The sequence below is a fragment of the Nocardia sp. CC227C genome, from assembly GCF_030767025.1.
Taxonomy (GTDB): Bacteria; Actinomycetota; Actinomycetes; order Mycobacteriales; family Mycobacteriaceae; genus Nocardia.
On record NZ_JASITE010000007.1, the window covers coordinates 216651 to 239604 of the forward strand.

Annotated in this window: 27 protein-coding genes; 18 read left to right on the forward strand and 9 right to left on the reverse strand. The window is 68.2% G+C overall.

Annotation, left to right across the window (positions count from 1 at the left end; all coding sequences use genetic code 11):
* The 7 genes from sufU to QMO76_RS16585 all read left to right on the forward strand — a co-directional run bounded on the left by sufU (window position 1) and on the right by QMO76_RS16585 (window position 4245).
* Window positions 1-474, forward strand: coding sequence for a Fe-S cluster assembly sulfur transfer protein SufU (sufU, locus tag QMO76_RS16555; protein ID WP_306362186.1), 474 nt, complete (start codon window positions 1-3; stop codon window positions 472-474).
* A gap of 2 nt (window positions 475-476) precedes the next feature.
* Window positions 477-851 (forward strand): metal-sulfur cluster assembly factor, encoded by a 375-nt coding sequence (locus tag QMO76_RS16560; protein ID WP_306362187.1) that lies wholly within the window; start codon window positions 477-479, stop codon window positions 849-851.
* 105 nt (window positions 852-956) lie between these two features.
* Window positions 957-1310 carry a hypothetical protein gene (locus QMO76_RS16565; RefSeq protein WP_306362188.1) on the forward strand — a complete coding sequence of 118 codons (354 nt, stop codon included), beginning with the start codon at window positions 957-959 and terminating at the stop codon, window positions 1308-1310.
* A gap of 180 nt (window positions 1311-1490) precedes the next feature.
* The gene (locus QMO76_RS16570) at window positions 1491-2228 is read left to right on the forward strand and encodes a sigma 54 modulation/S30EA ribosomal C-terminal domain-containing protein (RefSeq protein ID WP_306362189.1); all 738 of its coding nucleotides are present in this window, start codon (window positions 1491-1493) and stop codon (window positions 2226-2228) included.
* Between the two features lie 28 nt (window positions 2229-2256).
* Window positions 2257-2922, forward strand: coding sequence for a transcriptional repressor LexA (gene lexA / locus QMO76_RS16575; RefSeq protein WP_306362190.1), 666 nt, complete (start codon window positions 2257-2259; stop codon window positions 2920-2922).
* A gap of 91 nt (window positions 2923-3013) precedes the next feature.
* Window positions 3014-3463 (forward strand): DUF4189 domain-containing protein, encoded by a 450-nt coding sequence (locus QMO76_RS16580; RefSeq protein ID WP_306362191.1) that lies wholly within the window; start codon window positions 3014-3016, stop codon window positions 3461-3463.
* A 161-nt stretch (window positions 3464-3624) separates the two neighbouring features.
* The gene (locus tag QMO76_RS16585; protein ID WP_306362192.1) at window positions 3625-4245 is read left to right on the forward strand and encodes a hypothetical protein; all 621 of its coding nucleotides are present in this window, start codon (window positions 3625-3627) and stop codon (window positions 4243-4245) included.
* A gap of 224 nt (window positions 4246-4469) precedes the next feature.
* Here the strand turns inward: QMO76_RS16585 and QMO76_RS16590 are convergent, their stop codons facing one another.
* The 4 genes from QMO76_RS16590 to QMO76_RS16605 all read right to left on the reverse strand — a co-directional run bounded on the left by QMO76_RS16590 (window position 4470) and on the right by QMO76_RS16605 (window position 8143).
* Complete coding sequence (locus QMO76_RS16590; protein WP_306362193.1) at window positions 4470-4952, reverse strand: hypothetical protein; 483 nt, start codon at window positions 4950-4952, stop codon at window positions 4470-4472.
* A gap of 329 nt (window positions 4953-5281) precedes the next feature.
* A complete protein-coding gene (locus tag QMO76_RS16595) occupies window positions 5282-5836 on the reverse strand; it encodes a GNAT family N-acetyltransferase (RefSeq protein WP_306362194.1) in 555 nt (184 codons plus the stop codon).
* Between the two features lie 79 nt (window positions 5837-5915).
* Window positions 5916-6842: a Ku protein gene (locus tag QMO76_RS16600; RefSeq protein ID WP_306362195.1), complete on the reverse strand. Its 927-nt coding sequence runs from the start codon at window positions 6840-6842 to the stop codon at window positions 5916-5918.
* A gap of 209 nt (window positions 6843-7051) precedes the next feature.
* A complete protein-coding gene (locus tag QMO76_RS16605; protein ID WP_306362196.1) occupies window positions 7052-8143 on the reverse strand; it encodes a lycopene cyclase family protein in 1092 nt (363 codons plus the stop codon).
* Window positions 8144-8245: 102 nt separating this feature from the next.
* On the opposite strand from QMO76_RS16605, the gene QMO76_RS16610 reads away from it, so the two are divergent.
* The 5 genes from QMO76_RS16610 (at window position 8246) to QMO76_RS16630 (ending at window position 12811) form a co-directional block, all read left to right on the forward strand.
* Window positions 8246-9184 (forward strand): hypothetical protein, encoded by a 939-nt coding sequence (locus QMO76_RS16610; protein WP_306362197.1) that lies wholly within the window; start codon window positions 8246-8248, stop codon window positions 9182-9184.
* 60 nt (window positions 9185-9244) lie between these two features.
* Window positions 9245-9814, forward strand: a complete 570-nt coding sequence (locus QMO76_RS16615) for a TetR/AcrR family transcriptional regulator (protein ID WP_306362198.1) — start codon at window positions 9245-9247, stop codon at window positions 9812-9814.
* The gene (locus QMO76_RS16620; RefSeq protein ID WP_306362199.1) at window positions 9811-10989 is read left to right on the forward strand and encodes an NADH:flavin oxidoreductase; all 1179 of its coding nucleotides are present in this window, start codon (window positions 9811-9813) and stop codon (window positions 10987-10989) included. Before QMO76_RS16615 ends, QMO76_RS16620 begins: the two co-directional genes overlap by 4 nt.
* A 105-nt stretch (window positions 10990-11094) precedes the next feature.
* Window positions 11095-11514 carry a YciI family protein gene (locus QMO76_RS16625; protein ID WP_306362200.1) on the forward strand — a complete coding sequence of 140 codons (420 nt, stop codon included), beginning with the start codon at window positions 11095-11097 and terminating at the stop codon, window positions 11512-11514.
* A 19-nt stretch (window positions 11515-11533) separates the two neighbouring features.
* Entirely contained in the window at window positions 11534-12811 is a 1278-nt protein-coding gene (locus QMO76_RS16630) for an RNA polymerase sigma factor (RefSeq protein WP_306362201.1), read from the forward strand.
* Between the two features lie 40 nt (window positions 12812-12851).
* On the opposite strand, the gene QMO76_RS16635 is transcribed toward QMO76_RS16630, so the two are convergent.
* A complete protein-coding gene (locus tag QMO76_RS16635) occupies window positions 12852-13616 on the reverse strand; it encodes an SDR family oxidoreductase (protein ID WP_306362202.1) in 765 nt (254 codons plus the stop codon).
* A gap of 350 nt (window positions 13617-13966) precedes the next feature.
* Window positions 13967-14512, reverse strand: a complete 546-nt coding sequence (locus QMO76_RS16640; protein WP_306362203.1) for a helix-turn-helix domain-containing protein — start codon at window positions 14510-14512, stop codon at window positions 13967-13969.
* Between the two features lie 78 nt (window positions 14513-14590).
* Between QMO76_RS16640 and QMO76_RS16645 the strand changes: the two genes are divergently transcribed.
* Window positions 14591-15013 (forward strand): nuclear transport factor 2 family protein, encoded by a 423-nt coding sequence (locus QMO76_RS16645; RefSeq protein WP_306362204.1) that lies wholly within the window; start codon window positions 14591-14593, stop codon window positions 15011-15013.
* Here QMO76_RS16645 and QMO76_RS16650 read toward each other — a convergent pair.
* The 3 genes from QMO76_RS16650 to QMO76_RS16660 all read right to left on the reverse strand — a co-directional run bounded on the left by QMO76_RS16650 (window position 14978) and on the right by QMO76_RS16660 (window position 17446).
* A complete protein-coding gene (locus QMO76_RS16650) occupies window positions 14978-15790 on the reverse strand; it encodes a CPBP family intramembrane glutamic endopeptidase (RefSeq protein ID WP_306362205.1) in 813 nt (270 codons plus the stop codon). The two genes, QMO76_RS16645 and QMO76_RS16650, sit on opposite strands and share 36 nt — an antisense overlap.
* A gap of 310 nt (window positions 15791-16100) precedes the next feature.
* Entirely contained in the window at window positions 16101-16607 is a 507-nt protein-coding gene (locus QMO76_RS16655) for a hypothetical protein (RefSeq protein ID WP_306362206.1), read from the reverse strand.
* A gap of 86 nt (window positions 16608-16693) precedes the next feature.
* Complete coding sequence (locus tag QMO76_RS16660) at window positions 16694-17446, reverse strand: hypothetical protein (protein WP_306362207.1); 753 nt, start codon at window positions 17444-17446, stop codon at window positions 16694-16696.
* 137 nt (window positions 17447-17583) lie between these two features.
* Between QMO76_RS16660 and QMO76_RS16665 the strand changes: the two genes are divergently transcribed.
* From QMO76_RS16665 to QMO76_RS16690, 5 genes are all read left to right on the forward strand, one after another.
* Window positions 17584-18165, forward strand: a complete 582-nt coding sequence (locus QMO76_RS16665) for a TetR family transcriptional regulator (protein ID WP_306362208.1) — start codon at window positions 17584-17586, stop codon at window positions 18163-18165.
* Between the two features lie 1829 nt (window positions 18166-19994).
* Window positions 19995-20783 carry a hypothetical protein gene (locus QMO76_RS16675; protein WP_306362209.1) on the forward strand — a complete coding sequence of 263 codons (789 nt, stop codon included), beginning with the start codon at window positions 19995-19997 and terminating at the stop codon, window positions 20781-20783.
* A gap of 184 nt (window positions 20784-20967) precedes the next feature.
* Entirely contained in the window at window positions 20968-21258 is a 291-nt protein-coding gene (locus QMO76_RS16680; protein ID WP_306362210.1) for a hypothetical protein, read from the forward strand.
* A gap of 40 nt (window positions 21259-21298) precedes the next feature.
* A complete protein-coding gene (locus QMO76_RS16685) occupies window positions 21299-21898 on the forward strand; it encodes an HAD family phosphatase (protein WP_306362211.1) in 600 nt (199 codons plus the stop codon).
* 196 nt (window positions 21899-22094) lie between these two features.
* Window positions 22095-22604, forward strand: coding sequence for a hypothetical protein (locus tag QMO76_RS16690; protein ID WP_306362212.1), 510 nt, complete (start codon window positions 22095-22097; stop codon window positions 22602-22604).
* The last annotated feature ends 350 nt before the right edge of the window (window positions 22605-22954 follow it).

Genomic DNA, 22954 nt, shown 5'->3' on the forward strand with positions numbered 1-22954 from the left:
ATGCGCATGGAGCAGATGTACCAGGAAGTGATCCTGGACCACTACAAGCACCCGCACCACCGCGGCCTCCGCGAGCCGTTCGGTGCGGAGGTGCACCACGTCAACCCCACCTGCGGTGACGAGGTGACGCTGCGCGTACACATCGACGAGAAGGGCGACGTCGTGGACGTCTCCTACGACGGCCAGGGCTGCTCCATCAGCCAGGCGTCGACCTCGGTGCTGGCCGACCAGGTCATCGGCCTGCCGGTGCAGCAGGCGCTGAAGGTGGTCGAATCCTTCGACGAGATGATCACCAGCCGCGGCACCGTCGAGGGCGATGAGGACATGATCGGCGACGGCATCGCCTTCGCGGGCGTCGCCAAGTACCCGGCGCGGGTGAAATGCGCATTGCTGGGCTGGATGGCGTTCAAGGACGCGGTGGTGCGGATATCCTCCGCGGAAGAGGCCACGAAGTCGATGGGTAACGGGGAGTAGAGATGAGCGACACTGAACAGCAGGCCCCGACCGCCGAGGCGGAGGTGCAGCTGACCCCCGAGGAAGTGCAGCACCTCGAGGACCTCGAGGAGGCCATGCGCGATGTGGTCGACCCCGAACTCGGCATCAACGTCGTCGATCTCGGGCTGGTGTACGGCCTGAAGGTCGAGGAGTCCATCGCCAAGATCGATATGACGCTGACGTCACCGGCGTGCCCGCTCACCGATGTGATCGAGGATCAGGCCCGCAATGCCCTGGTCCGCAGCGGACTGGTGGAGGACCTCCAGATCAACTGGGTCTGGATGCCGCCGTGGGGTCCGGACAAGATCACCGAGGATGGCCGGGAGCAGTTGCGCGCCTTGGGGTTCACTGTCTAGGAGTGATTTCTACCGAACGCGGCCTGCCGACGACTTCACGTCATCGGCGGGCCGTTGTCGTCGGTGCCCCGCCGTGCCGCTCGGCCCATGGGCCATGATGGGCGAGTGACAGAGCGCCTCGACACCTCGCTGATCCCGCTGCTGGCCGTCATGCTGTGGGGTGCGCTCGCGGCCGTCTTCGCCGCACCGTTCACGGCCGCGCTGACGGCGCTGGCCTTCCGTTTCCCCATCCCCTTCGACGGCTACGCCGAGGGCGGCGGTGAGGCCCTCAACGCGGCCTTCGCGAGCGTGTTCTACCTCGTCTCCGGCGGTGGCTTCGTGCTGGCCGCCTGCGGAGCGGGAGCCGGGTACCTGCTCGTCCGGCGCACCGCCGTGGGCCTGTGGCGGCTGCTCCCGCTGACCGTTTTGTCGGCCGGAGGGTGCGCACTGGTCGGGACGCTGCTGCTGGCCGTGTTCTAGCCCGCCGACCGACGCGCACGCGATGCGCGCCGAGTGCCCGCGGGTCATGTGACATGCGGCATACCTATCGGTCATGCCTGGGACCCGAGGGGACCTTCGGCCCTAGGAGACCCGAGGCTCCGGTGGTGGCATGGGTACGCCCAAACCGGTTCGTAGCTCAGGGGAAGGTGGTCGTCGTCAGTGGACACACACGCGGTGGTGGTCGGAGACGCGCACGTGGCGGTGAGCGCGGTCGGGGAGGTGTCGTTCGCCGAGATCGTCCGGGCGGAGCGGATGATCGGACAGGTACTGCTGCGGCACCACATTCACGAACCGGCGCGGGTGCGGTTGGTCGAACGGCCTGGTGCCGGACTGATGACCGTGCAGGCGAATGTGCGGACCGGGCGGGGCGACGTGCGCACTCAGATCGACGGTTCGGGAGGCTGGGCGCTGACCTTCGCCGCGGAGCGGTTGGATCATCAGCTGCGGCGGGTGGAGCGGTCGGTGGCGCGCCGCATGCCGGATCGACGGCGGGCCGTGCTCGCCGGCGTCAGCGACGACCGGCCGGTCACCCGGCGCAAGACGGTGGAGGTGCGCAGCTGCGATCCGGCCGAGGCGATCGCGACCATGGACGCCATGGACTACGACGCCCACCTGTTCACCGATGCCGAAACCGGTGAGGACGCGGTCGTGTACTGGGCCGGGCCGCGCGGGGTGCGTTTCGCCCGGCAGTGGCGCCCGCGGCCGCCGCGCGATATGGACGAACTGTCCATGACCATGAATCCGCACCGGGTGCCCGTGCTCGCCGAACACCAGGCGGCGGCGCGGCTGTGCCGCTACGGACTGCCGTTTCTGTTCTGCACCGATACCGCCGATCGGCGCGGGCGGCTGCTCTACCGCCGCTACGACGGCGATGTGGGCGTGGTGATCGCCCGGTAGCGCGGTGTCGGGCCATTAGGATGCCCCGGTGACCGGATACGACTACTCCGATGCGTTCGAGCATCTCGACACCTCGACGCTACCGCCGCGCCAGCATCACATCCTCGCCGTGATCCGGGACTGGGTGGTGCGGCACGGGTATCCGCCCAATACCCGCCAGATCGGCGACGAAGTCGGCCTGAAGTCCTCCTCCACGGTGTCCAAACATCTGAACGCGCTGGAGGAGAAGGGGTTCCTGCGCCGCAGCGACACCATGTCGCGGCCCATCGACGTGCGCATGTTCCTGCACTCCGCGCCGCGGGCCCGTGCGGAGTCCGAGGAGCAGGTGCCGGTGCCGGTGGTCGGCGATATCGCCGCGGGTACGCCGATTCTGGCCGAGGAGCACACCGAGGACGTGCTCTCGCTGCCGCGCGAGCTGGTCGGGCGCGGGACCGTGTTCGGGCTGCGCGTGCGCGGCGACTCCATGGTCGACGCCGCCATCTGCGACGGCGATATCGTCGTGGTCCGCAAACAGCACGAGGCGCACAACGGAGAGATCGTGGCGGCCATGATCGACGGCGAGGCCACTGTCAAGGTGTATCGACGCACCGGCGGGCACGTCTATCTGGAACCCCGCAATCCGGCCTACCAGGTGATCGACGGCGACGAGGCGGTGATCCTGGGTAAGGTCGTCTCGGTAATGCGGCGGGTTTGACCTGCTGTTCGCATTGCCAGCCAACTGGACATAACGGTTGGTCTCCGCAAAGATTCCACCCGTTATTGCCTTTCTTCACGGGGAGAAGTGAATGTCGTTGCTGCGCAAGACCTGTGTGGGTCTCGCTGTCTCGTCGATGGCGACGCTCGGCGTCGTCGCCGCGGGTCCCGCGTCGGCGGTCGATGGCGGTTTCACCGCCACCGCCGGTGATCTGTACGGCGCTCTGGCGCTGTCCAAGAGCTCCGGAAACGTCGCCTACGCGGTGAACTACGGCAGTTACGGTGCCGCGGACACGGCCGCGATCGCCGAATGCGGCGGTGGCGACTGTGAGGTCGTCGTGCATTTCGCCAATGCCTGCGGTGCGGTGTCCCAGGGCGCCGACACCCGTTTCGGCTGGGCGTGGGCGGCGACGAAGGTGGAGGCCGAACAGGCCGCCATCGATGTGCTCGGTCAAAGTGCGCCGTCGTTCCCGGATGCGGGTTCGGCGTCGCCGCGGCAGGCGAAGGTGATCCTTTCCGCCTGCACCGATAACGCCAGGTGAGACAGCAATAACAAGGGAACGCCGCGGGCTTCCGGAGATATCCGGAAGGCGCGGCGTTTCGCTTTCCCGGGTGCGATTCACCGAGGGCAACCGGGAGTGATCGGTGTGTCCGCCACCCGAATTCCCCACCTCGCTCACGATGCCCCGGAGATGATTTCGAGGTGGACGACATCACCTACGAGGACACCCGGTTCGCACTGCACGCGGCGGCGGAACTGCTGATCGCGGGACCGCAGTATCGGCGCTTCGGCACCATTCGAATGCGCATCGTGCTGGGTGGGTTCACCGGCGTCAAGTGGCCGGTCTCGGTGACGGGCACCGATCTGGTCTGGCCGCGGGGGCGCGTCACCCTGCACGGCACCTATCGGGATGTGGCCGCCGCCGCCGGATTCGAGGCCGACGGTCCACCCGGCGGCCTCTACCCCGACGGCACCGATATGGACCCCGATGAACCGTTCACCCTGGATTCGACAGCGGCGGGAACCGTCCACGACTGGTTCGCCATCGGGGATACCGCGCTCCGCCGCTTCGCCGCCGAACGGCCGGTGCTGTGGCCGGAGCACTTCGATCTGTCCGTCGCCGTCGACGAGGTGAACTACGGGGTGTCGCCGGGGGACTGGGACAATCCGCGACCGTACGCGTATGTCGGGCCGTGGACCCGCCGCCCGGGCGAGTTCTGGAACGCCCCCTTCGGTGCCATGCGCACGCGCGACGAGGTCGGCACCGTAGCGGGCCTACTGGATTTCTTCCGGGAGGGGCGAGCGCGCGCGGCGGATCACTGAGCTGCCACCGGGGCGAGCACGGCCGCGCTCGGAACCGGTCGCGCTTGGAACCGGCCGTGCATGACACCCTGGCTGCGGTCGGAACCGGCCGCGCTCGCAACTGGTGGTTCTGCCGTCGTCGGCCGCACTCGGATCTGCCGGTACTCAACTGTCGCGTCCACACTGCCGGTGGCCTATGTGCGGGTGGCGCACCGGCTTCGGCAGCTGGGGACGCGGCCCCGCCGTCAGTGAGTGGGCAGGCGCTCGGTCGATCCCTCGGCCAGCGCGGTTTCCACATGGGAGATGCCCGCGCGCACACCCGCGGCGTAACCGTCGTCAGCGAGGGCGTCCAGGCGGGCGCGGGCCGCGTCCAGGTGGGCGTGCGCGGTGTCGAATGCGCCCAGGCGGCGGTAGTTGTCGGCGAGGTTCAGGTGCAGCGACGGGTAGAAGCCGCGCACGGTGAGGGCCGAATGCTCCTGCCGGGCGCGTTCGTCGGTCAGCGAGGCCGCCGCGTCCAGGGCGCGGACGTCCCAGGTGAGCGCGTCGGCGGCGTGCTCGTGCAGATCGGCCAGGTAGTGGGCGATGGTGCAGCGGTGCAACGCGTCGCCGGTGACGCCCACCGCTTCCCAGAGTGCGGTGAGCGCCTCCCGGGCGCGGGCGGTATCCCCTTGACGCCCAAGGGTTACCGCGTCGGTGATGGCGAGCATGGTCGGGTCCGCGACGGTCATGCCGACACGGTAGGGGAGGGGTCCGACAGGTTCGGCTCGACAGCTCGACGGGCCGACAGCTCGACGGGCCGACAGCTCGACGGGCCGACAGCTCGACGGGCCGACAGCTCGACGGGCCGACAGCTCGACGGGCCGATGGCTTGGCGGCTCGATGGCTTGGCGGCTCGATGGCTTGGCGGCTCGATGGCTCGACGGCCCGACAGCCCGATCAGCCCGGCGGCTCGATAGCTCGTCGGCTTGGCGGCTCGATGGCTTGGCGGCTCGATAGCTAGTCGGCTCGACGGCCGGTTCGCGGCGGCGGAGGCGGGCGGTCCGGTGGCGAGCCGGGCTCAGTTCTTCGGGCGGCCGTGCCTGCCGTCGCCGGTGATGCGGCCGCGGCGGATGAGATCGCGTTTGGTGCCGGGGCCCAGGGTGATCTGGTCGTCGCCCGCGTCGTCATCGGGATTGGGGCGGACGAACAGCGTGACCGTGGTGCCCTCGGCGAAGCCGTTCTTGCGCATCATGTTCGCCGAGGCGGTGTTGTGGTTCTCCACATCGGTGACGATGCGTCGCGCGCCGTGCTTGAACAGGGTGTCGCAGCAGGCGGTCATGAGCCGTCCCGCCACCCCGCGCCCCTGCATGTCCGGTGCGACCGCGATCCACTCCAGATAGGCCCAGTCGTCGCGCAGTTCGAACTCCATGGAGGCCAGCACGAATCCGACCACCCGATCCGAGTCCACCGCCACCCAGCAGGAGCGGCCCGCGCTGTCGAGATGCTCGGCCACCGAGGTGAGCGACCAGGAGGTGTAGGGCTTGGCGGAGGTGTCGAACACCTGGTAACCGAGGTCGATGACCTGGCGCAGATGGCCGAGTCCCATCGGGACGATGGCTATATCGGATTCCATGCCCGTCAGTTTGCCAGGGGTATGCCGGTGGATATCGAAACGCGCTGGTAGACGCGGGGTGAGCGGCGCGGAACGCCGATCACGCACCCTTGCGGGTCTGCTTGCTCGCGGTCTTCTTGGCGGCCTTGGCGGGAGCCTTCTTCGCGGGCTTCTTCTCGGCCTTGGCGGCGGTCTTCTTCGCCGGCTCGGTCCGCTTGTCGGCCGCGGCCTTCTTGGCCGGCTTCTGCCCCGACGCCTCGAGGCTGCGTTGCAGCGCCGCCACCAGATCGACGACCTCGGCGTCCATTTCCGGCGCGGCCGGTTCGGGAGCGCGGGTGACCTTGCTGCTGCCGCTGGCGATGGCCTCGTCGAGCATGCGCTTCAATTCGATCTGGTATTCGTCGGTGTAGAGGCCCGGATCGAAATCGTCGGACATGGTGTCCACCAGCGTTTCCGCCATGGACAGCTCCTGCTTCTTCGGCTCGGCCACGCCGTCGAGGGATTCGAATTCCACCGAACGCACCTCGTCGGGCCACAGCAGCGTTTGCAGCAGCAGGACGCCGTCGAGCACGCGCAGCGCGGCCAAGCGGGTCTTCTGCCGCAGCGTGAAGTGCACCAGCGCGACCCGGTTCACCTCTTCCAGGGTCTTGGCCAGCAGCACATAGGCTTTCGGGGTGCTCGAATCGGGTTCGAGGTAGTAGCTCTTCTCGTACAGAATCGGATCGATCTGCTCGGCGGGCACGAATTGCAGCACCGGGATTTCGTGTTTCTCGGCCACCGGCAGTTTCGCGAAGTCCTCATCGGTCAGAATCACGCGATCGCCCTCGGGTGATTCGTACGCCTTGTCGATATCGGCGAAGGCCACCGATTTCCCGCACACGGTGCATACCCGGTCGTACTTGATTCGCCCACCGTCGGCCGCGTGGACCTGGTGGAACCGAATGTCGTGGTCCTCGGTCGCGGTGTAGACCTTCACCGGTACATTGACCAGTCCGAACGCGATCGAGCCCTTCCAGATAGACCGCATGGCCTCCACTGTACGTTCGGTCCGATTCGCTGTCTCAGCGAATCGCCGCCGACCTGGGGAGACGGCGGGTCGGCGTGATTCGCCGTCCGCATCAGCACAGCGGGCCAGCGCCGTGTCGACACAGCGGGCGCGCCGTGTCGGCACAGCGGGCGCGCCGTGTCGGCTGAGCGGGCGAGCGTCAATGTCAGCGCGGCGGATGAACGTCAATGTCAGCGCGGCGGGCGAGCGCCGATCGTCGCGCCGACCAGGGTGCGCCGTAGCCGCCACGGGAGGGCGGCGAACAGCGACGACATGGCCGCGGTCGTGCCGGGTAGGTCGTCGCGGCCGGAGAGGTACGCGCGCCGCAGGTGCGGCGGCAGCGCGAAGAAGGCGTCGAAGAATACGGGCACGTCCGCTGCGGGGAGGGCGAGCAGGGCGCGCAGGCCCGCCAGCCGCAGGGCATGGACCGCCCGCGCCGACGGCGACCACAGCGATCGCCCGGCGGCCAGGTCGTCGGCGGTGCGCAGGGCGGTGGCGACGCCGTATCCGGTGGCCGGGTGGATGAGCGCACCGGCCGCACCGAAGCCGCGGCGGCCCGGTCTACCGCCCTGGACGGGAAACCGCACCCGCTCGACCGGCGCGTCCGCGCCGACGGCGATACCTCGGGAGCGCATGCGGTGGTGCAGCCGGGTGCGGAGTTCGGCGGTGGCGAGGGCGGGGCGGCCCACCAGACAGGTTTCCTCGAGCAGCATGGAGTGCTCGTTCAGCGGGATCGCGTAGAGGAAGGACCGCGGCGCCGCCGCGGTCGCGCCGTTGTCCGGACGCCAATCCATGAACAGGGTGTCGAGTTCCGGATCGCGATCGACCACGACGCCGAAGGCGGTCTGCTCGGCGCGGGCGGGGGATCGGGTCAGCCCGCGGGCGTCGACGACACGCTCGGCGGTGCGGACCGAGCCTGAGGCGAGCCGCACGCTCTCGGGCCGGCCACGGTGGGCGGGAAGGATTTCCACGACGCTGTCGGCGACGATCTCCGCCCCGGTCAGGTCCAGGGAGCGTTGCAGGGCCGTCGTATCGAACACCGCGTAGGCGCGGTGCAGGTCGACGCGGCGCAGCGCCCAGGCGGCGGGGTTCGCGACCGTCGCCGCGATGGCGGTGGACGGCAGCCAGGGCGGCAGTTCGTCGGCCCATGCGGCGTAGGTGGCGGTCCACCACCGGTCCGGATGCGGATCGATCGCGGTGACCGACATCCCGCGGGCCAGCGCCCGGTGGGCGAGGGCTCGCCCGGCGGGGCCGAGCCCGCAGACGAGGAGATCGCAGCTCACCCGGTGATTGGATCACGGTCGGCGCGGAGCGTTCGGTGCGGGCGCGTTTTGTCTGATTCGGTATGGTCGCGAGGTCAGCAGTGATCGGGGAGGAGCAACGCGATGACATACCCACCTGGGCAGGACCCGTACGGGTACGGACAGCAACCGCAGCAGGACCCGGCCGGGTGGGGGCAGCCGGTGCCGCCGTCCGGCCCCCAGGCGAGTCAGCCGGGCTGGGAGCAGCAGGGGTGGCAGCAGCCGGGCCATCAACAACCCGGCTACCAGCAACCCGGATATCAACAGCCGGGCTACCAGCAGCCCGACCCCCAGGCCGCGTACCAGCAGCCCGACTTCGGCCAGGGCTACCAGCCGCCCGGCTATCAGCAGATGCCGCCCAAGAAGAACAACGGCCTGCTCATCGCCCTCGCGGTCGCCGTGGTGGCGGCCCTGGGGCTGGTGATCGGCGCGGTCGTGGTCGTCACCGGCAAGGACGACGACGAGCAGGCCGCAGCCACCACGACCACCACCACCGCGGCGACGACCACCGCCGCACCCACCACCACGCCCAGCACCACGACCGCCGCCCCCACCACGGCACCGGCGGCCGGCGCGAAACTCAGCTACACCGAGTACGGCGGCGACTGGAACTTCCGGCTCGGCGATGTGGCCCTGCAGGCCCAGTGGGTGCAGGGAAAGGACGACAGCAGTTGTGCCCCCGTCGAGGAGAACGGCACGCTCACCAATCTCGGCTGCGAATACGCCGCGGAGCTGACCTGGTCGGCCGAGGGCGGCGCGCTCATCCTCACCCAGCTGATTCTGGGCATGGGTGACGCGGCCACCGCGACCGCGGCGGTCGACCAGTTCGACGACGGCGATGTGCGGCTCGGTCCCGGCATGTACGTCGAGCACTGGGAGACGGGTAAGTGGCGCAACAGCAGTGAGAAGGAGTTCCTGGTGATCACCTTCGCCACCGCGACCGCCGCCGTGCCGACCGAGACCGTGGAGAAGTATCTGCGCTACCGCCACAGCGACACCACCGCCGCGCTGCTCTGGCGCTAGCGGTTCCCGTCGTTTCAATCAATGATTGAAACGTTGCTTGGAACGTGTTTCACTTCTTTCATGGTCGAGAAGACGTCCGTCCGGGCGGGCACCCGCGATCGGCTGCTGGCCGCCGCCGAGAAACTCCTGCTGACCGAGCGCTACGAGGACGTCTCGGTGCGCGGGATCTGCACTGCCGCGGGCGCGAATCCCGCCGCCGTGCACTATCACTTCGGTTCCAAGGAAGCCCTGGTCGCCGCGCTCATCGAGGACCGGCTCGGCCCGCTCTGGGCCGACCGGCTCACCGACCTGGACACCGAGCACGCCTCGGTGCCGACGGTGGTGGACGCGGTCATCGCGCCGTTCGTGGAACTGGCGGGCGATCCGGTCGGGCGGCTGCATCTGCGCCTGCTCGCGCAACTGGTGCTGGGCCGGTATCCGATGACGTGGAATCGCCATTGGTTCCACATGGATTCGTGGGTCGGCCTGCTGCCCGACCTCGCCCCGGCCGACAGCCGTCGGCGCTGGATGCTGGCCTTCGATCTCGTCATCAGCCGCTTCGGCACCGACACGACCGTATCTCCGGAATCCGTGGCGGCCCTGCGCGATTTCGTCGTCGCCGGGCTGACGGCACCGGGCGGCCGGGCATGACCGAGATCTTCGCGCCCGCGCGGCTCGGACCGATCACGCTGCGCAACCGGGTGATCAAGGCCGCGACGTTCGAGGGCCGCACCCCCGACGCGCTCGTCACCGACGAACTCATCGCCTTCCATCACGAAATGGCCGCGGGCGGTGTCGGACTCACCACCGTCGCCTACTGCGCCACCGCACCCGGCGGTCGCACCGACCGGCATCAGATCTGGATGCGGCCCGAGGCCGTACCGGGACTGCGGCGGCTCACCGACGCCGTACACGCGGCCGGTGCGCTGGCGAGTGCGCAGATCGGCCATGCCGGACCCGTCGCCAACGCCGCTTCCAACCGCGCGCCCGCGCTCGCGCCCAGCCGCCTGTTCAGTCCGCTGGGCATGCGTCCGATGCACGTCCCGACCGAGGCCGAGATCCACGGCGTCATCGCCGAGCACGCCACCGCGGCCCGGCTCGCCGAGGAAGCCGGATTCGACGCGATCGAAATCCATTTCGGCCACAACTATCTGGTGAGCTCCTTCCTCAGCCCGCTGCTCAACCGGCGCGAGGACGCCTACGGCGGCTCGCTGGCCAATCGTGCCCGGCTGGCGCGCGAGATCGCCCACGCCGTGCGCGACGCCGTGGGTGACCGGCTCGCCGTCATCGCGAAGCTGAATATGGAGGACGGGGTGCGCGCCGGGCTCCGGCTGCCCGAATCACTGCGGGTCGCGGCCTGGCTGGAACAGGACGGCGCGCTCGACGCCCTGGAATTGACCGCGGGCAGCTCCCTGCTCAACCCCATGCTGTACTTCCACGGCGACGCGCCGCGCCACGAGTTCGCGCAGGTGCTGCCGCCCCCGGCGCGCTGGGGCTTCCGGCTCATCGGACGCGGTTTCCTGCGCGAATACCCGTACCGGGAGGCGTATCTGCTCGACCGCGCCCGCCAGTTCCGGCGGGAGCTGACCATGCCGCTGATCCTGCTCGGCGGCATCACCAACCACGACACCATGCGGTTGGCCATGGCGGAGGGCTTCGATTTCGTCGCCATGGGCCGGGCGCTGCTGCGGGAACCCGATCTGGTGCGGCGCATCGAAGCCGACCGGACCCGGCGTTCGGCCTGTATCCACTGCAACCGGTGCATGCCGACCATCTACTCCGGCACCCGCTGCGTGCTGCGGCTGGACAGCCCGGCACCGCTGTAGAGATTCGTCGCGAAAGATTTCGCCGCCGTGTCGATTCGATGCCGCGCCCGTTCGACCTTGGGGTGAGAGGGTTCGAGAGGGACCCGAGACACCGAGGAGACAACCATGAAGTACATGCTGATCATGCGCGCCACCGACGAGGGCTTCGCCCAGTTCGCCGATGTCGACTTCAACGAGATGCTCGAGACCGTGGGCCGCTTCAACGACGAGCTGATCCGGGCGGGTGTGCTGATCGCCGCCGAGGGGCTCGAGGATGCCGCCGAAAGCGTGGTCGTGGACTACTCGTCGGAGACCCCCGTGGTCACCGATGGGCCGTACGGCGAGACCAAGGAACTGTTCGGCGGCTTCTACCTCCTGAACGTGACCTCCAAGCAGGAGGCCATCGAATGGGCCAAGCGGATGCCCATGACCGGCCCGGGCATCAAGACCGAGATTCGCCGGGTACCCACCATCGACGAATTCCCGCAGGACAACGAGTGGATCAAGCGGGAGCGGGCGTGGCGCGAAGAGACCGGCCAGCTCTGAGCGGTCGAGCGCTGAACGCATGAGTGAGGTTGCGAGCAGGGAGAGCGTCGCCGCGGTCTGGCGGATCGAATCCGCCCGGATCGTCGGCGCGCTCGCCCGCTACACCGGGGATTTCGCGCTGGCCGAGGACCTCGCGCAGGAGGCGCTGGCCGAGGCGCTGGTGAGCTGGCCGCGCGACGGAGCTCCACGCAATCCGGCGGGCTGGCTGCTCACCGTCGGGCGGCGGCGCGCGATCGACACCTTCCGCCGCCGTGCCGCCCTCGACGACCGGTACGCCGACCTCGCGCACGGGCTGGGGGAGGGCGGCATCGTCGCGGGCGCGACGCCCGCGGACCAGGAGCCGGATATGCCGTGGGATCCCGATCAGATCGACGACGATGTGCTGGCGCTCATGTTCACCGCCTGCCATCCGGTGCTGTCGGCGGACGCGCGGGTGGCGCTCACGCTGCGGGTGGTGGGCGGCCTCACCAGTGACGAGATCGCCAAGGCGTTCCTGGTGCCCACCGCCACCGTGCAGGCGCGCATAACTCGGGCCAAGAAAACCCTTGCGGCGGCCCGGGTTCCGTTCGAAGTTCCGTCCGCCGACAAGCGGGCCGAACGCGTCGTCTCGGTACTGTCGGTGATCTACGTGATCTTCACCGAGGGCTCGTCGGCCAGCTCCGGTGACGACCTCATCCGCCTCGATCTCGCCAGTGAGGCACGGCGTCTCGCGCGGGTGCTGGCCCGGCTGGTGCCCACCGAGCCCGAAACCCACGGACTGCTGGCTCTGCTCGAGCTCACCGCGGCCCGCTTCCCGGCCCGCACCGGACCCGACGGCGAGCCGATCCTGCTCGAACACCAGGACCGCCGCCGCTGGGATGGGTCCGCCATCCGCCGCGGCCAGGCCGCCCTGGCCCGCGCCGCCGAGATCGGCAGGGGGCTGGGCGCTTTCGGTCTGCAAGCCGCCATCGCCGAATGTCACGCCGTCGCGCCCTCGGTCGCGGAGACCGACTGGGCGCGCGTCGTGGTGCTCTACGAGGCGCTGGGCCGCCTGACGCCCTCGCCCATCGTGGACCTGAACCGCGCGGTCGCGGTATCCATGGCGCACGGCCCCGCCGCCGCCCTCCCGATCGTCGACGAATTGGCTTCGGGGGGAACGCTGTCCGCCTCACACCTGCTGCCGACCGTGCGCGCCGAGCTACTGACCCGGCTGGGCCGCACCGCCGAAGCGCGTACCGAATTCAAAGACGCGATTCGACTGTGCGGCAACGACCGCGAGCGGGCGGTGCTGGAACGCAAACTCGCGGAACTGGATTGAGCAGGCTCCACCGACCTGGTGCGTGCCGCGCTGTGGAACCTCAGATGCCGCCGGTGGACAGCAGCCCGCCGTCCACGCGCACCGTCTCACCGGTGATCCACGACGCCTGTTCCGACACCAGGAACGCCACCAGCGCCGCCACATCCTCCGGCTTGCCGAGCCGCTTCATCGGATAGGCATTGGCGGCGGCCTCCTCGTCGGCCGAGTACAGCGCGTCGGCGAACTTCGTCTTCACCACGCCGGGCGCGACCGCGTTCACCCGAATACGCGGTCCGAGCTGCCACGCCAGCTCCTCGGTGAGCCGGATGAGCGCGGCCTTGGACGCACCGTACGCCGCGATCACCCCGGTGGAGCGGATACCGGCCACACTGGCGAGATTCACGACGGCCCCGCCGTTGTCCCGCATCCACGCCCGGTACGCCTCCTGGATATAGCCCAGCGCCGCGACGACATTCACGTCGAAGATCTTGCGCACGGCATCCAGGTCGGCATCCATGAGCGCGCCGTACACCGGATTGATCCCGGTGTTGTTGACGAGAATGTCGAGCGACCCGAATTCGGCCACCGCCGCGGCCACCTGCTCCGCCCGCGCCCCGGCATCCCCGGAGTTCCCCGCCACCGCGAGCACCTTCCCCGGATGCCCCAGCGCCCGCAACTGCTCAGCCGCCGCTTCGAGCGGCTCCGGCTTACGCGCGGTAATCAGCACACTGGCCCCCCGCGACAGCAACTCCGCCGCCACCGCATGCCCGATACCCCGGCTCGCCCCACTGACCAGCGCGGCTTTACCCTTCAGATCATCACTCATGTGACGGCACGCTACTTCAGTCACGTGATCCCGGCGAACCCGCCCCAATTGGGGGTTCATGACGTCACACCGTACCGGTACTGCAGTCACTCGGCGCGAAACAAGGGCAGCCAGCGGATGGCGGTCGGCACGCGCCAGCGGATGTGGTTACCCCGTGATCGCCTGTCAGTGCCTCAGCCACCTCGGACAAGGACGCGCGCACATAGGTGAGCGCGGCCGAATGGGCGGCCAGAGTCGGCCGGTTCGCACCCGCGATCGCGGCGCCCGGACCTGCACTGCGCGCGCCTCATGCTCGTCAGCCCCACAATGGCAGGCATGAGCGTCAGCGGGGTGCGCGACCACCACGCTCGTTATCGAACGGGAGGCCGAGTCAGCGCGCCATTCGGCGGCGATGATGCCGAGGTCTCCGCATGTGGGTGGCTCTCGAATTCGGACAGGAAGCGGCCCAGTAGGGCCGTACCGGGACCCGGCTGACCACCCGGGCCCAGCGCGATACGGACCGTGTCGGCGTTCAGCTCCGCGCCGCACTCACTGCACACCGACCGGGCGTCAGCAGGTCGGCCGCAGGGCTCGTGGATCAACAGCGCCGGAGGGCCTGTTTGCTGACCGGCCCAGCGATCACCCCACGCAACGATCGCGGCCAGGACCGGAAACAGATCCCGGCCTTTGCCGGTCAGGTGGTACTCGAGCCGCACCGGGCGGTCCTGGTACCGCCGCCGGCTGACGATGCCGTGTTCTTCCAGCCGCTGGAGGCGGTCGGTGAGGATATTGGGTGCCACGCCGAGGTCGCGGCGCAGGTCCTCGAACCGGCCGACGCCGGCGAACAGATCACGCAGGATCAGCAGGGTCCAGCGTTCACCGATCACATCCACGGTCCGAGCGATCGAACACGCCATCTCGCCGAATGATTGCTTTGGCACCACCCCAGCCTAGTCCATTGTTTTTCGCAAGTGACTCGCCTAGGGTCATGCTCCATGAGTGATGCGCTGAGCAGATTCCTGGTCGCTACCCACGAATGCGATATCGCCGGCATGGTCCGCGAGCTGGCCCCCGATGCGGAACTGCGGTCCCCGCTGTTCGGGGGCATGACTTTCCGCGGACGCGACGACGTGGGTGTGGTGCTGGGGACCGTCTACCGCATCCTGCGCGATCCACGATGGGAGCAGCCGATCGGCACCGGCTCCCACCGGGCCGTGGTCGGCACGGCGCGGCTGGGACGCGCCGAACTGACCGATGCGCTGATCGTGGATCTCGACGAGCAGGATCGCATCACCAGGCTGCGACCACATCTTCGCCCGCTTCCGGCGACCACCTGGTTCATGCTGCGTCTCGGGCCGGCCTTGGCCCGGAATCCGGGGGTGTTACGGCGCGCAGGCGGTGGGGCGCGCACGGCCTGACGGCCCTTGCGCCGGCATCAGCACCTCGGTGAGCGCTGGGTCCCGGGTCCGGCGCAGCATCGCGTTCCGGTTCAGCAGCACGACGAGCACGGCCGCGATCGCGAAGACGTAGTTCTCCCACGGCTGGCCCTCCGGCCAGGCCGGACCGTTCGCCTGGAAATGGAACAGCGCCGGGAGCAGGATGCTACCGCCGGAGGCATTGCCCAGCGGCGTCATCAGGACCGACAGCGCCAGCGCGCCGAGGAAGAACGGACCGAACGACCACGCGTGCTGCTCGGTCCCGGCGAGCGCGAAAGCGGGCAGGTGCCACAACCCCCAGAAGACGCCCACGATCAAGGCCGATGTCAGTGGCGTGTACCGCCGTTGCAGTAATGGCCGGGCCACCCCGTGCCAGCCGATCTCCTCCACCGGCCCGATCAGCAAGGCCGGGATCAGCGCCGCGAAAACGCCATACCACGGCGAGATCGGAAACTCGGTCACCGTACCGTTGAGCGCAGCACTCACGTACTTGCCGACCGGCACCCCGAGCACCAACAGCACCCACCAGATGGCCGGCATCCGCCAGAGCCCGAATCGCCTGAGGAAACTGAGCACGCCACGCACACCGTGACAGCGCCACACCAGCGCCAGGCCGGCGATAGCAGGCGAGTACACGGCCAGGATGAACACCGGATTGTAGTAGGACACAGCGCCGAAGACCGCCTCGACCTGCTCCGTGAACACCAGCAGTACGGCCAGCAGACCCCACCCGATCACGAACGTGAGGGCGAAGAACATCGGTACGGACCGGGTGGTCAACTCGCGTGGCGATCGTCGAACACGGTACGCGGTGAAAGACATCGGAGCGGATCTCCAGGAAGGGTGGCGGCGTTTCGCTGTTCCGCCGGCCACCACGGAAAGAGGTCAACCGGGATGATGACCGATGACCTGCGGGCAGGTGCGGTATCAGGCTAACCAGCACCCGCCCGGCACGAAACGGGTCCACGGGCCGGAATCGTCCGCGGACTTCGTGCTCCATGCACAATCGGATGTGCGGATCGGCGGCCGCGGGGTGGAGGCGCACCGGTCGGCGGAGCCGAGTGTCGCCTCAGTGCGGAATCAGAACCGCGAGCCCCGCGATCACCGCCGGCAGGCCCACCAGGGCGATCAGCCCCTTCGGTGAGAACTGCGCCCGCAGGTGGAAACGGTAGTCGCGCCAGGCCGGGTCGTCCTCGGTGCCGGGAATCAGCACCCACGACGGCCGCCACCAGCAGATGACCAACCAATCGACGACCAGCAGGTCGATCAGGGCGAAGAGCGCGAACACCGTGAAGGCCATGGCGTAGGCGTGCGGGTAGCCGCGAGCCTCGTCGGCGCCCAGCCAACTCCAGGCCGCCAGCAATACCACCGCGAGGAGCGAGATCAGGAACAGCGGCCCGAGAATCCGGCCGCGGACGATTTCGACCCGATCGAACTCGGGCAGCGCGGCACGGATGCTGTCCGGATAATCCTCGGCGAAAGCCGAACGCGCCCAACGCACACAGATCAGCAGCAGAGCCGTCGGTACCAGCAGGCCGCCACCACCGACCAGCAGCGCGTGCTCCCAGAAACCCATCGTCGCCGACCTCCCCGTGCTCGATAAGGGCAGCCTAAGCCAATCGCCCACGCGTGTCAGCACCGTCGATGATGAGCACCGATGGGTCAGCTCACGAGCGCATAGGGTGCTTCCGGCTGCGGTCCGGCACCGTCGTGGGCGGCGATCCATGCATCGTGCATCCACATCTCGGTGCTCCGGCGGCCTTGGCCGGAATCCCAGGTGATATCGCGTTCGAAGGTCTGGACCGCACCTTCGGGGCCGACGATGACCCAGGCGTAGCGGCCGTTGTCGTGGCGCATCTTGACTTTCGTTCCCGCGACGGTCGCGATGGTGCCGTCGGGCAGCGTGAGGTTCTCCTCGTGCCGGTCGACCCATTGGACGGTCAGACCCGCGAGATAGTCGGGTGCCGTTCGGTGCAGGAAATCGCGCGCGATCTCTTCGCTAGCGGAATTGTCGGGCAGTTCGGTGTCGGCGGACAGGGCAAGTCGGGTGAAGCCCACTATGGTGCCGTCGGCGTCCAGCACGACATCGGCGTGCTCGCCGCCGAGGCGGTAGCCATCCGGCTGATAGCGAACGACGGTCACATCACGGTCGTCGTGGCGCTCCGCGCGGACGTCGGCGACATTCCATCCGACCGGAATCTCGAGCCCGGTGCCGTGCAGCGCGGCGGCGGCTCGATCGCCTGCCACTCGGTCGACGACCGGTGTCCTCAGCGTGTGCAATGTGGCGTCCTTTCCCATTCGGGGGCTGTCGGTGCTCGTGGGCTGCGGGGTGGAGTTGAGTGCGAATGCCGTTCCGCCGGTGGCGAGTACGGCGACGATGGCCGCGGCCGACGCGGCGGATTTCAGACGGGACATTGGTCCGTTCCTCCTGGGTTGGTGACGAACTGTGGGATGTGCGACATCGCGGTCGCGATTCCAACGGTTGCGTTGGAATTGAGGATAGATGCGCCGCGCGCTAACTGCAACGTTTGCGTTGGATATGCTTGCCGACCATGGCCTGGAACACCGACGAGACCAAGCGCAAGCTCAAAGAAGCCGCCACCGCGGAGTTCGCCGCCCACGGCGTCGGCGGGACGACCATGGAGCGGATCGCGCGACGCGCCGGGGTCAACAAGGAGCGCCTGTACTCGTACTTCGGCGATAAACCCCGGCTGTTCGCAACGGTGCTGGCCGACGAACTCAACAAGGTCGCCGCGGCAGTGCCGCTCGACAACCTCGACGGCCCCGAATCTGTCGGCGACTACGCCGCCGCCGTGTACGACTACCACGCCGAGCATCCGCACCTGACCAGGCTGCTGCTGTGGGAGGGTCTGCTCGGCTTGCCCCAGGTGCCAGACGAGGAATCCCGCACCGAGTACTACCGCGCGAAGGTCGACGCCTTCGCCGGTGCGCAACACCGCGGCGTGATCGGCACCGGGCTCTCCGCCGCGGACCTCGCGTTCTCGGTCCTAGCCCTTGCCGGCTGGTGGTACGCGGTTCCCCAACTGGCCCGCATGATGCACGCCGGCACAACGGATTCCGCCGAATCGACCCGCGAGGCGGTGCGACAGGCCGCCATCCGCCTGGCCCGCTGATCGAATGGTTCGGTCAGCGTGCGACGCGGCTTTCGAGAAGTTCTCGCGCTTGGTTGGGACGCGCATTGGTGATCCAGACGTGTGCCGAGCAGACCAGCCTCCGGGATGACACCTTCGTCCCTTCCGTCAGGCTGATCCTCCGTCAGGCTGATGTCGGGTGGAACACGAACCCCAGGCGCGCCACGGTGTCGGCGATCGCCGCCTAGCTTGCGCCCGGTTTCGGGTAGCCGTCGACGTACTTGCTGGCCTTGCGGTGTCTCTCGGTGACAATGCCGTCGATCATGCATTGCCGATCCCGCACGCTGCTACTCCTCGTCATCACTCAGATCGATTCCGGATAAGGCAGTTCACAGCGGCGGTCGCTGCTCCAGTCTCCTGCCTGAAACGACGTTGCGCGGTAGTCGATCGGTGGTCTGCCGTACTCCACGGCACCCTCATCACGCTCAGCCGCCCATGAAACAACCAGTGGCGCTAACCGCGCTCGCAGTTCGCTCGAATCAACCCCGGCCAGAACTGGATCCGATCATGCCCGCACAACACCGGCACCGGAAGGCCCCGACCAGCTCGGATAACGCGCTAAGCGCGACTTTCTCGTCACTGGACCCGATATGCCCACACGGCATTGCGACTCTCGTTGACTACCTCCCGTGCAGCACGACCGGAAAGCGGCGATGGCCGTTGGATATGAAGCCCGGCGTCGTGCCGAGCTCCTCTCCGGTGGCGAGGGCCATGGTCGGGATCGCGCGAAGATCTCGGGGATGGCGATCTGTGCCTCCAGCCGTGCCAGCGGCGCGCCGAGACAGTGATGGGCACCGTGGCCGAAGGCCAGATGGTCTCGGGCGGTCGCGCGGAGCGCTGCGGTCTACGACGAGAACGCGAGGGTGTGGATGTTGACCACCCCCTCGGGGAGATCCCGGACCAAGGTAGTGGTCCGGGCTATCGGCCAGCTGCACCGCCCGTACCGTCCGGACGATATCCCTGGGGTCGACGAGTGCCGGGTCGGGCGATTCACTCCGCTGATCGTGACGAATGGTCGGCCACGCCCGAGCTGGGCGGGCGTGTGGCCGTGGTCGGCACCGGGTCCTCAGCGGGGGTACCCGGCGCCCATCGTCTTCAACGGGCCGCGTTGAGCGTCCCTGGTGACCAGCTTCTTGCTCCGATGATGCAGGGCGGCTGGACGGTACGCCCGGCCGAATAGTTGGCGCGGGCACACCTGCGTCGCCACTCTTCAGGACAACCCGGTTTGGCGTCCCCAGCGACTCGAATCTCGGCCTGACCGCACCGCCGCCGGTGCCGGATGCGCCGACAGCGAGTCCGGCGCAGTGGGTGCCGGCCGCCGAGACGCGGTGATTCCCCCGCTACCGCAGCCGCGGCCGCGGATTCGGACCGTCATCGTGCCCGAGGCGAGTCCGGACGCTGGGTCCGATGAGGCCGACGAGCCCGCAGTCGAGGCTCCCGCGACGGTGCTGACGCTGGCGGAGCAAGGCAAGATCCACATCGGCACAAAGCTTTTCAATGCTCCGGCTGGGACGGACCTGACCATGGTAACGCCACCAGCGACCGATGCCGCCCGATTCCCCGCGTGTCCACCGGTCCTGGTCGTCACGCCCCGGGGGAGAGCTGACCGGGTTGATCGGTCCACTGACCATTTGCGCCACCAGTGAGTAGATATGGGTGTGCTTGTACTTCCTCACGTCTGTTTGTCGGTGCGCTGGTTGATGATGATGGTGGTGGACTCACGTCGTATTCATCTGGCCACCAAGGGGATACCGCGTGCTGCGCACCGGTTGGCACCGGGCTGATGCCCACGATCGAATGTGAGGGATTCGATGACCGCTACCGACTGTCCGGCCCGCCGCGGCCAGCCCTGGACCGCCGAGGACTACGCGCTGTTGTTCGATGCGCTCGCCCGTGGTCTCGATGATGACGATGTCGCCGACTTTTGCGATCGCACGGTGACCGGTGTCCGGACGCGGGCGCGGTGGCTGCTCGATGACGCGTATGCGTCGGGCGCGGCGTTGGGGGCGCTGCGCAGGATGGCGACAGCGCCGGATTTCGTGTGGGAGGACTTCGTCCGGGAGGCTCACGAGCGGCATGGGCTGCCGCTGTGGGGCGCGGCGGCCGATGAGGTCTTGGTCGCGGGGTGGTCTGCGGTGCGGCCGCCGACAATGGCCGCGTTGACCGCGCGGTGGGGGGTCGACGAGCGCGATATCGCTCGCCGGTGCATCCGGTTGCGGCTGGCTGAGCATGTCGGCGAGGTCGTCGACCGTTTCGGTGCCGCGGCCGGGGGAGAGCTGGAGGTCCTGGCGCGGCTGGCGCGCTCGGCGGTCCCGATCGGGGTGTTGACCGTCACCGATGGGGCGGGAGCGGTGGTACACCAGTCGCTGCATCCGAGCCTGCGCGCCGCGCTCGCCGCGCTACCGGGGCTGCGCTTCACCGAGGAGGTCGAACCGGTGGCGTGGGCGGCCGCCCTGCGCGCTGTCGGGGAGGGCCACACCCGGGTCCTGCGCACCGGCGTGTGGGGTGAATGGCCCGAGGACCTCGCCGCGAGCGCGGACCCATCTGGTCCGGCTCAGCCGGTGCGGCGCGGGTGGCGCAGGCTGCTCGGACGCGAATAGGTGTGGTCCAAGTCCGCGAATATCGTTGCGTTCCGGGCGTTCCGGCCGTCAACCCCGGCGGTGCACCACGCTCCCGACAGTGCCAGCGAGTTCGCACAGCTGCTACCGTCGCTGGCGCACGGCAAGATCGACATGGGGGGCCGCATTGAACGCGGTACACCTGCATCGAAAGGCGGTGCGGTGCATGATGATCCGGCCACTAGCCGCTTCGGTGCTCGCGTTGCTCACGATGGTCGCAGGTTGCGGGCAGGATCAGGCCGGCGGGGGATCCCAGGACCGTTCGCCGGTGTTCTGTGACGCCGGTAGCTGTGGCGCGCGTGGCGAGGTCCGCTGGCAGATCCCGCTGTCAGGCCCCTACAAGCTGTCGGGGTATCAGGTTGTCTCCGGGGTCGTCGACGCCGCCGGGACGTGGGTGAGCCTCGCCGAGGACGACACCTCGGTGTTCCTGTTTCTGGCCGACCGGTCACCGCGGTGACCTCCACACAGATAGGTTGGAAGCCTTGACTTTCCGTGCAGTGATCTTCGATATCGGAGGCGTTCTCGAAGTCACCGAAGTGATGGATTTCGACATCGAGTGGGAACAGCGACTCGGTCTCGAACGCGGTCGGATCCTCGGCCGCCTCGCCGACGTCAGGCCAGCCGGCTCCATCGGCACCATCACCGAGTCCGCATTTCGCGACGCGATCATCGAGCGTCTCGAGATCGAACCTCGCACCGCTGACGAACTCATCGCCGACATCTGGCGGCAATACCTCGGAGTCGCCAACGACGAGTTGATCGCCTACGCGAAGACACTGCGGCCTGCCTATCGGACCGGCATCATCAGCAACAGCTTCGTCGGCGCCCGCGAACGAGAACAACGCTCCTACGGGTTCGAAGACTTGGTCGACGACATCATCTATTCCCACGAAATCGGCATCGCCAAGCCCGACCCCCGAATCTATGCCATGGCCTGCGACCGGCTCGCCGTCGATCCGCAACAGGTCGTGTTCATCGACGACGCGCAGATCGCGCTCGACGGTGCTGCCGCGGCCGGAATGACCACGATCCACCACACCGACAACGCGACCACGATCACCACACTGAAAACGCTGTTGCACAACGCAAAAAGATGAATGGGCCAACTTCGATGGCAGAACATTGAATCCGCGCTGCCATCCAAAATGGCCCGCCGCAGGCCGGGGGCTTAAAGCCAGGCCAGGAGCACTGGCGCAGGACAGTGGAATATGACGTCATGTCCTCGGCGCGTCAGCCGGTACTGGTAGTTCGCGCCTTCTAATGTCCGTCTGACCGAACGGGAAGGACACATCGATGGCCTGGTTCACCCTCATGCCCGACGTTCCCGCCGACAATGCGGACAACACCTGGGACAACACGACCGACCCGCCCACCCTGGTCAGTGTGGTCTTCTCCTTCGTCGCATCGGTCGAAACTGAACTGTTCTCGTCCGGGCTCGGTGGAATTCACGGGGTCACCGAGCCGCTCGCCGAGGCGTTGGCCGCGACCGATTTCATTGGGTATCGACTGGTCCCGGCCACCGGTGAGCGTTCGATCTATTACCAGGATCGCGCAGAAATCGGCGGCGGGGATGTCGGACCTGATCCGCTCACCATCCCCACCACGCTGTTTGCCCTTGAGATCCACGGTCGAGGCGGTATCGACGACTTCGCCGAGACGCGAAGGCTTGTTCTGTCCGAACGCGCCACGGACTTTCTATGTGCGCGCGACCCGGGACTGTCGGCTCTTCGGGGCGAGATCGACGAGACCGGTCGCATGAAGGGTTCGATTTCCGATATCTTCAGAGGAATCGGTCCTCGATGATCGGCAGGTAAAGGCGGTTGATCGTGTGCCGTTGGCTTGCGAAGCACGAGAACAGCACCTGCTCGAGCGGACTTGTCGGCTTCTTCATGAAGGCCTCCGGGAAGTCGGGCTGTTGTCGCCTGCGGAGGCGAGCGCCGATGCCTGTCGAGTGGGTCCGGGAGCACGGCGAGCGGCGCAGGAGGAGATGACGCTTTCGTTCCTTACTGCGTGATCTGGAAGACCGGGTAATCCGCGGCGATGTGCTGCCAGTCCGTGAGGGGCGCGTCGCGCCCGGCCGGGATATGCGGCGCGCGCCCGGCGCTATCTGGACATAGCGCCGCCGGATGGGAGGTCGGCAAGCCTGCGCGACC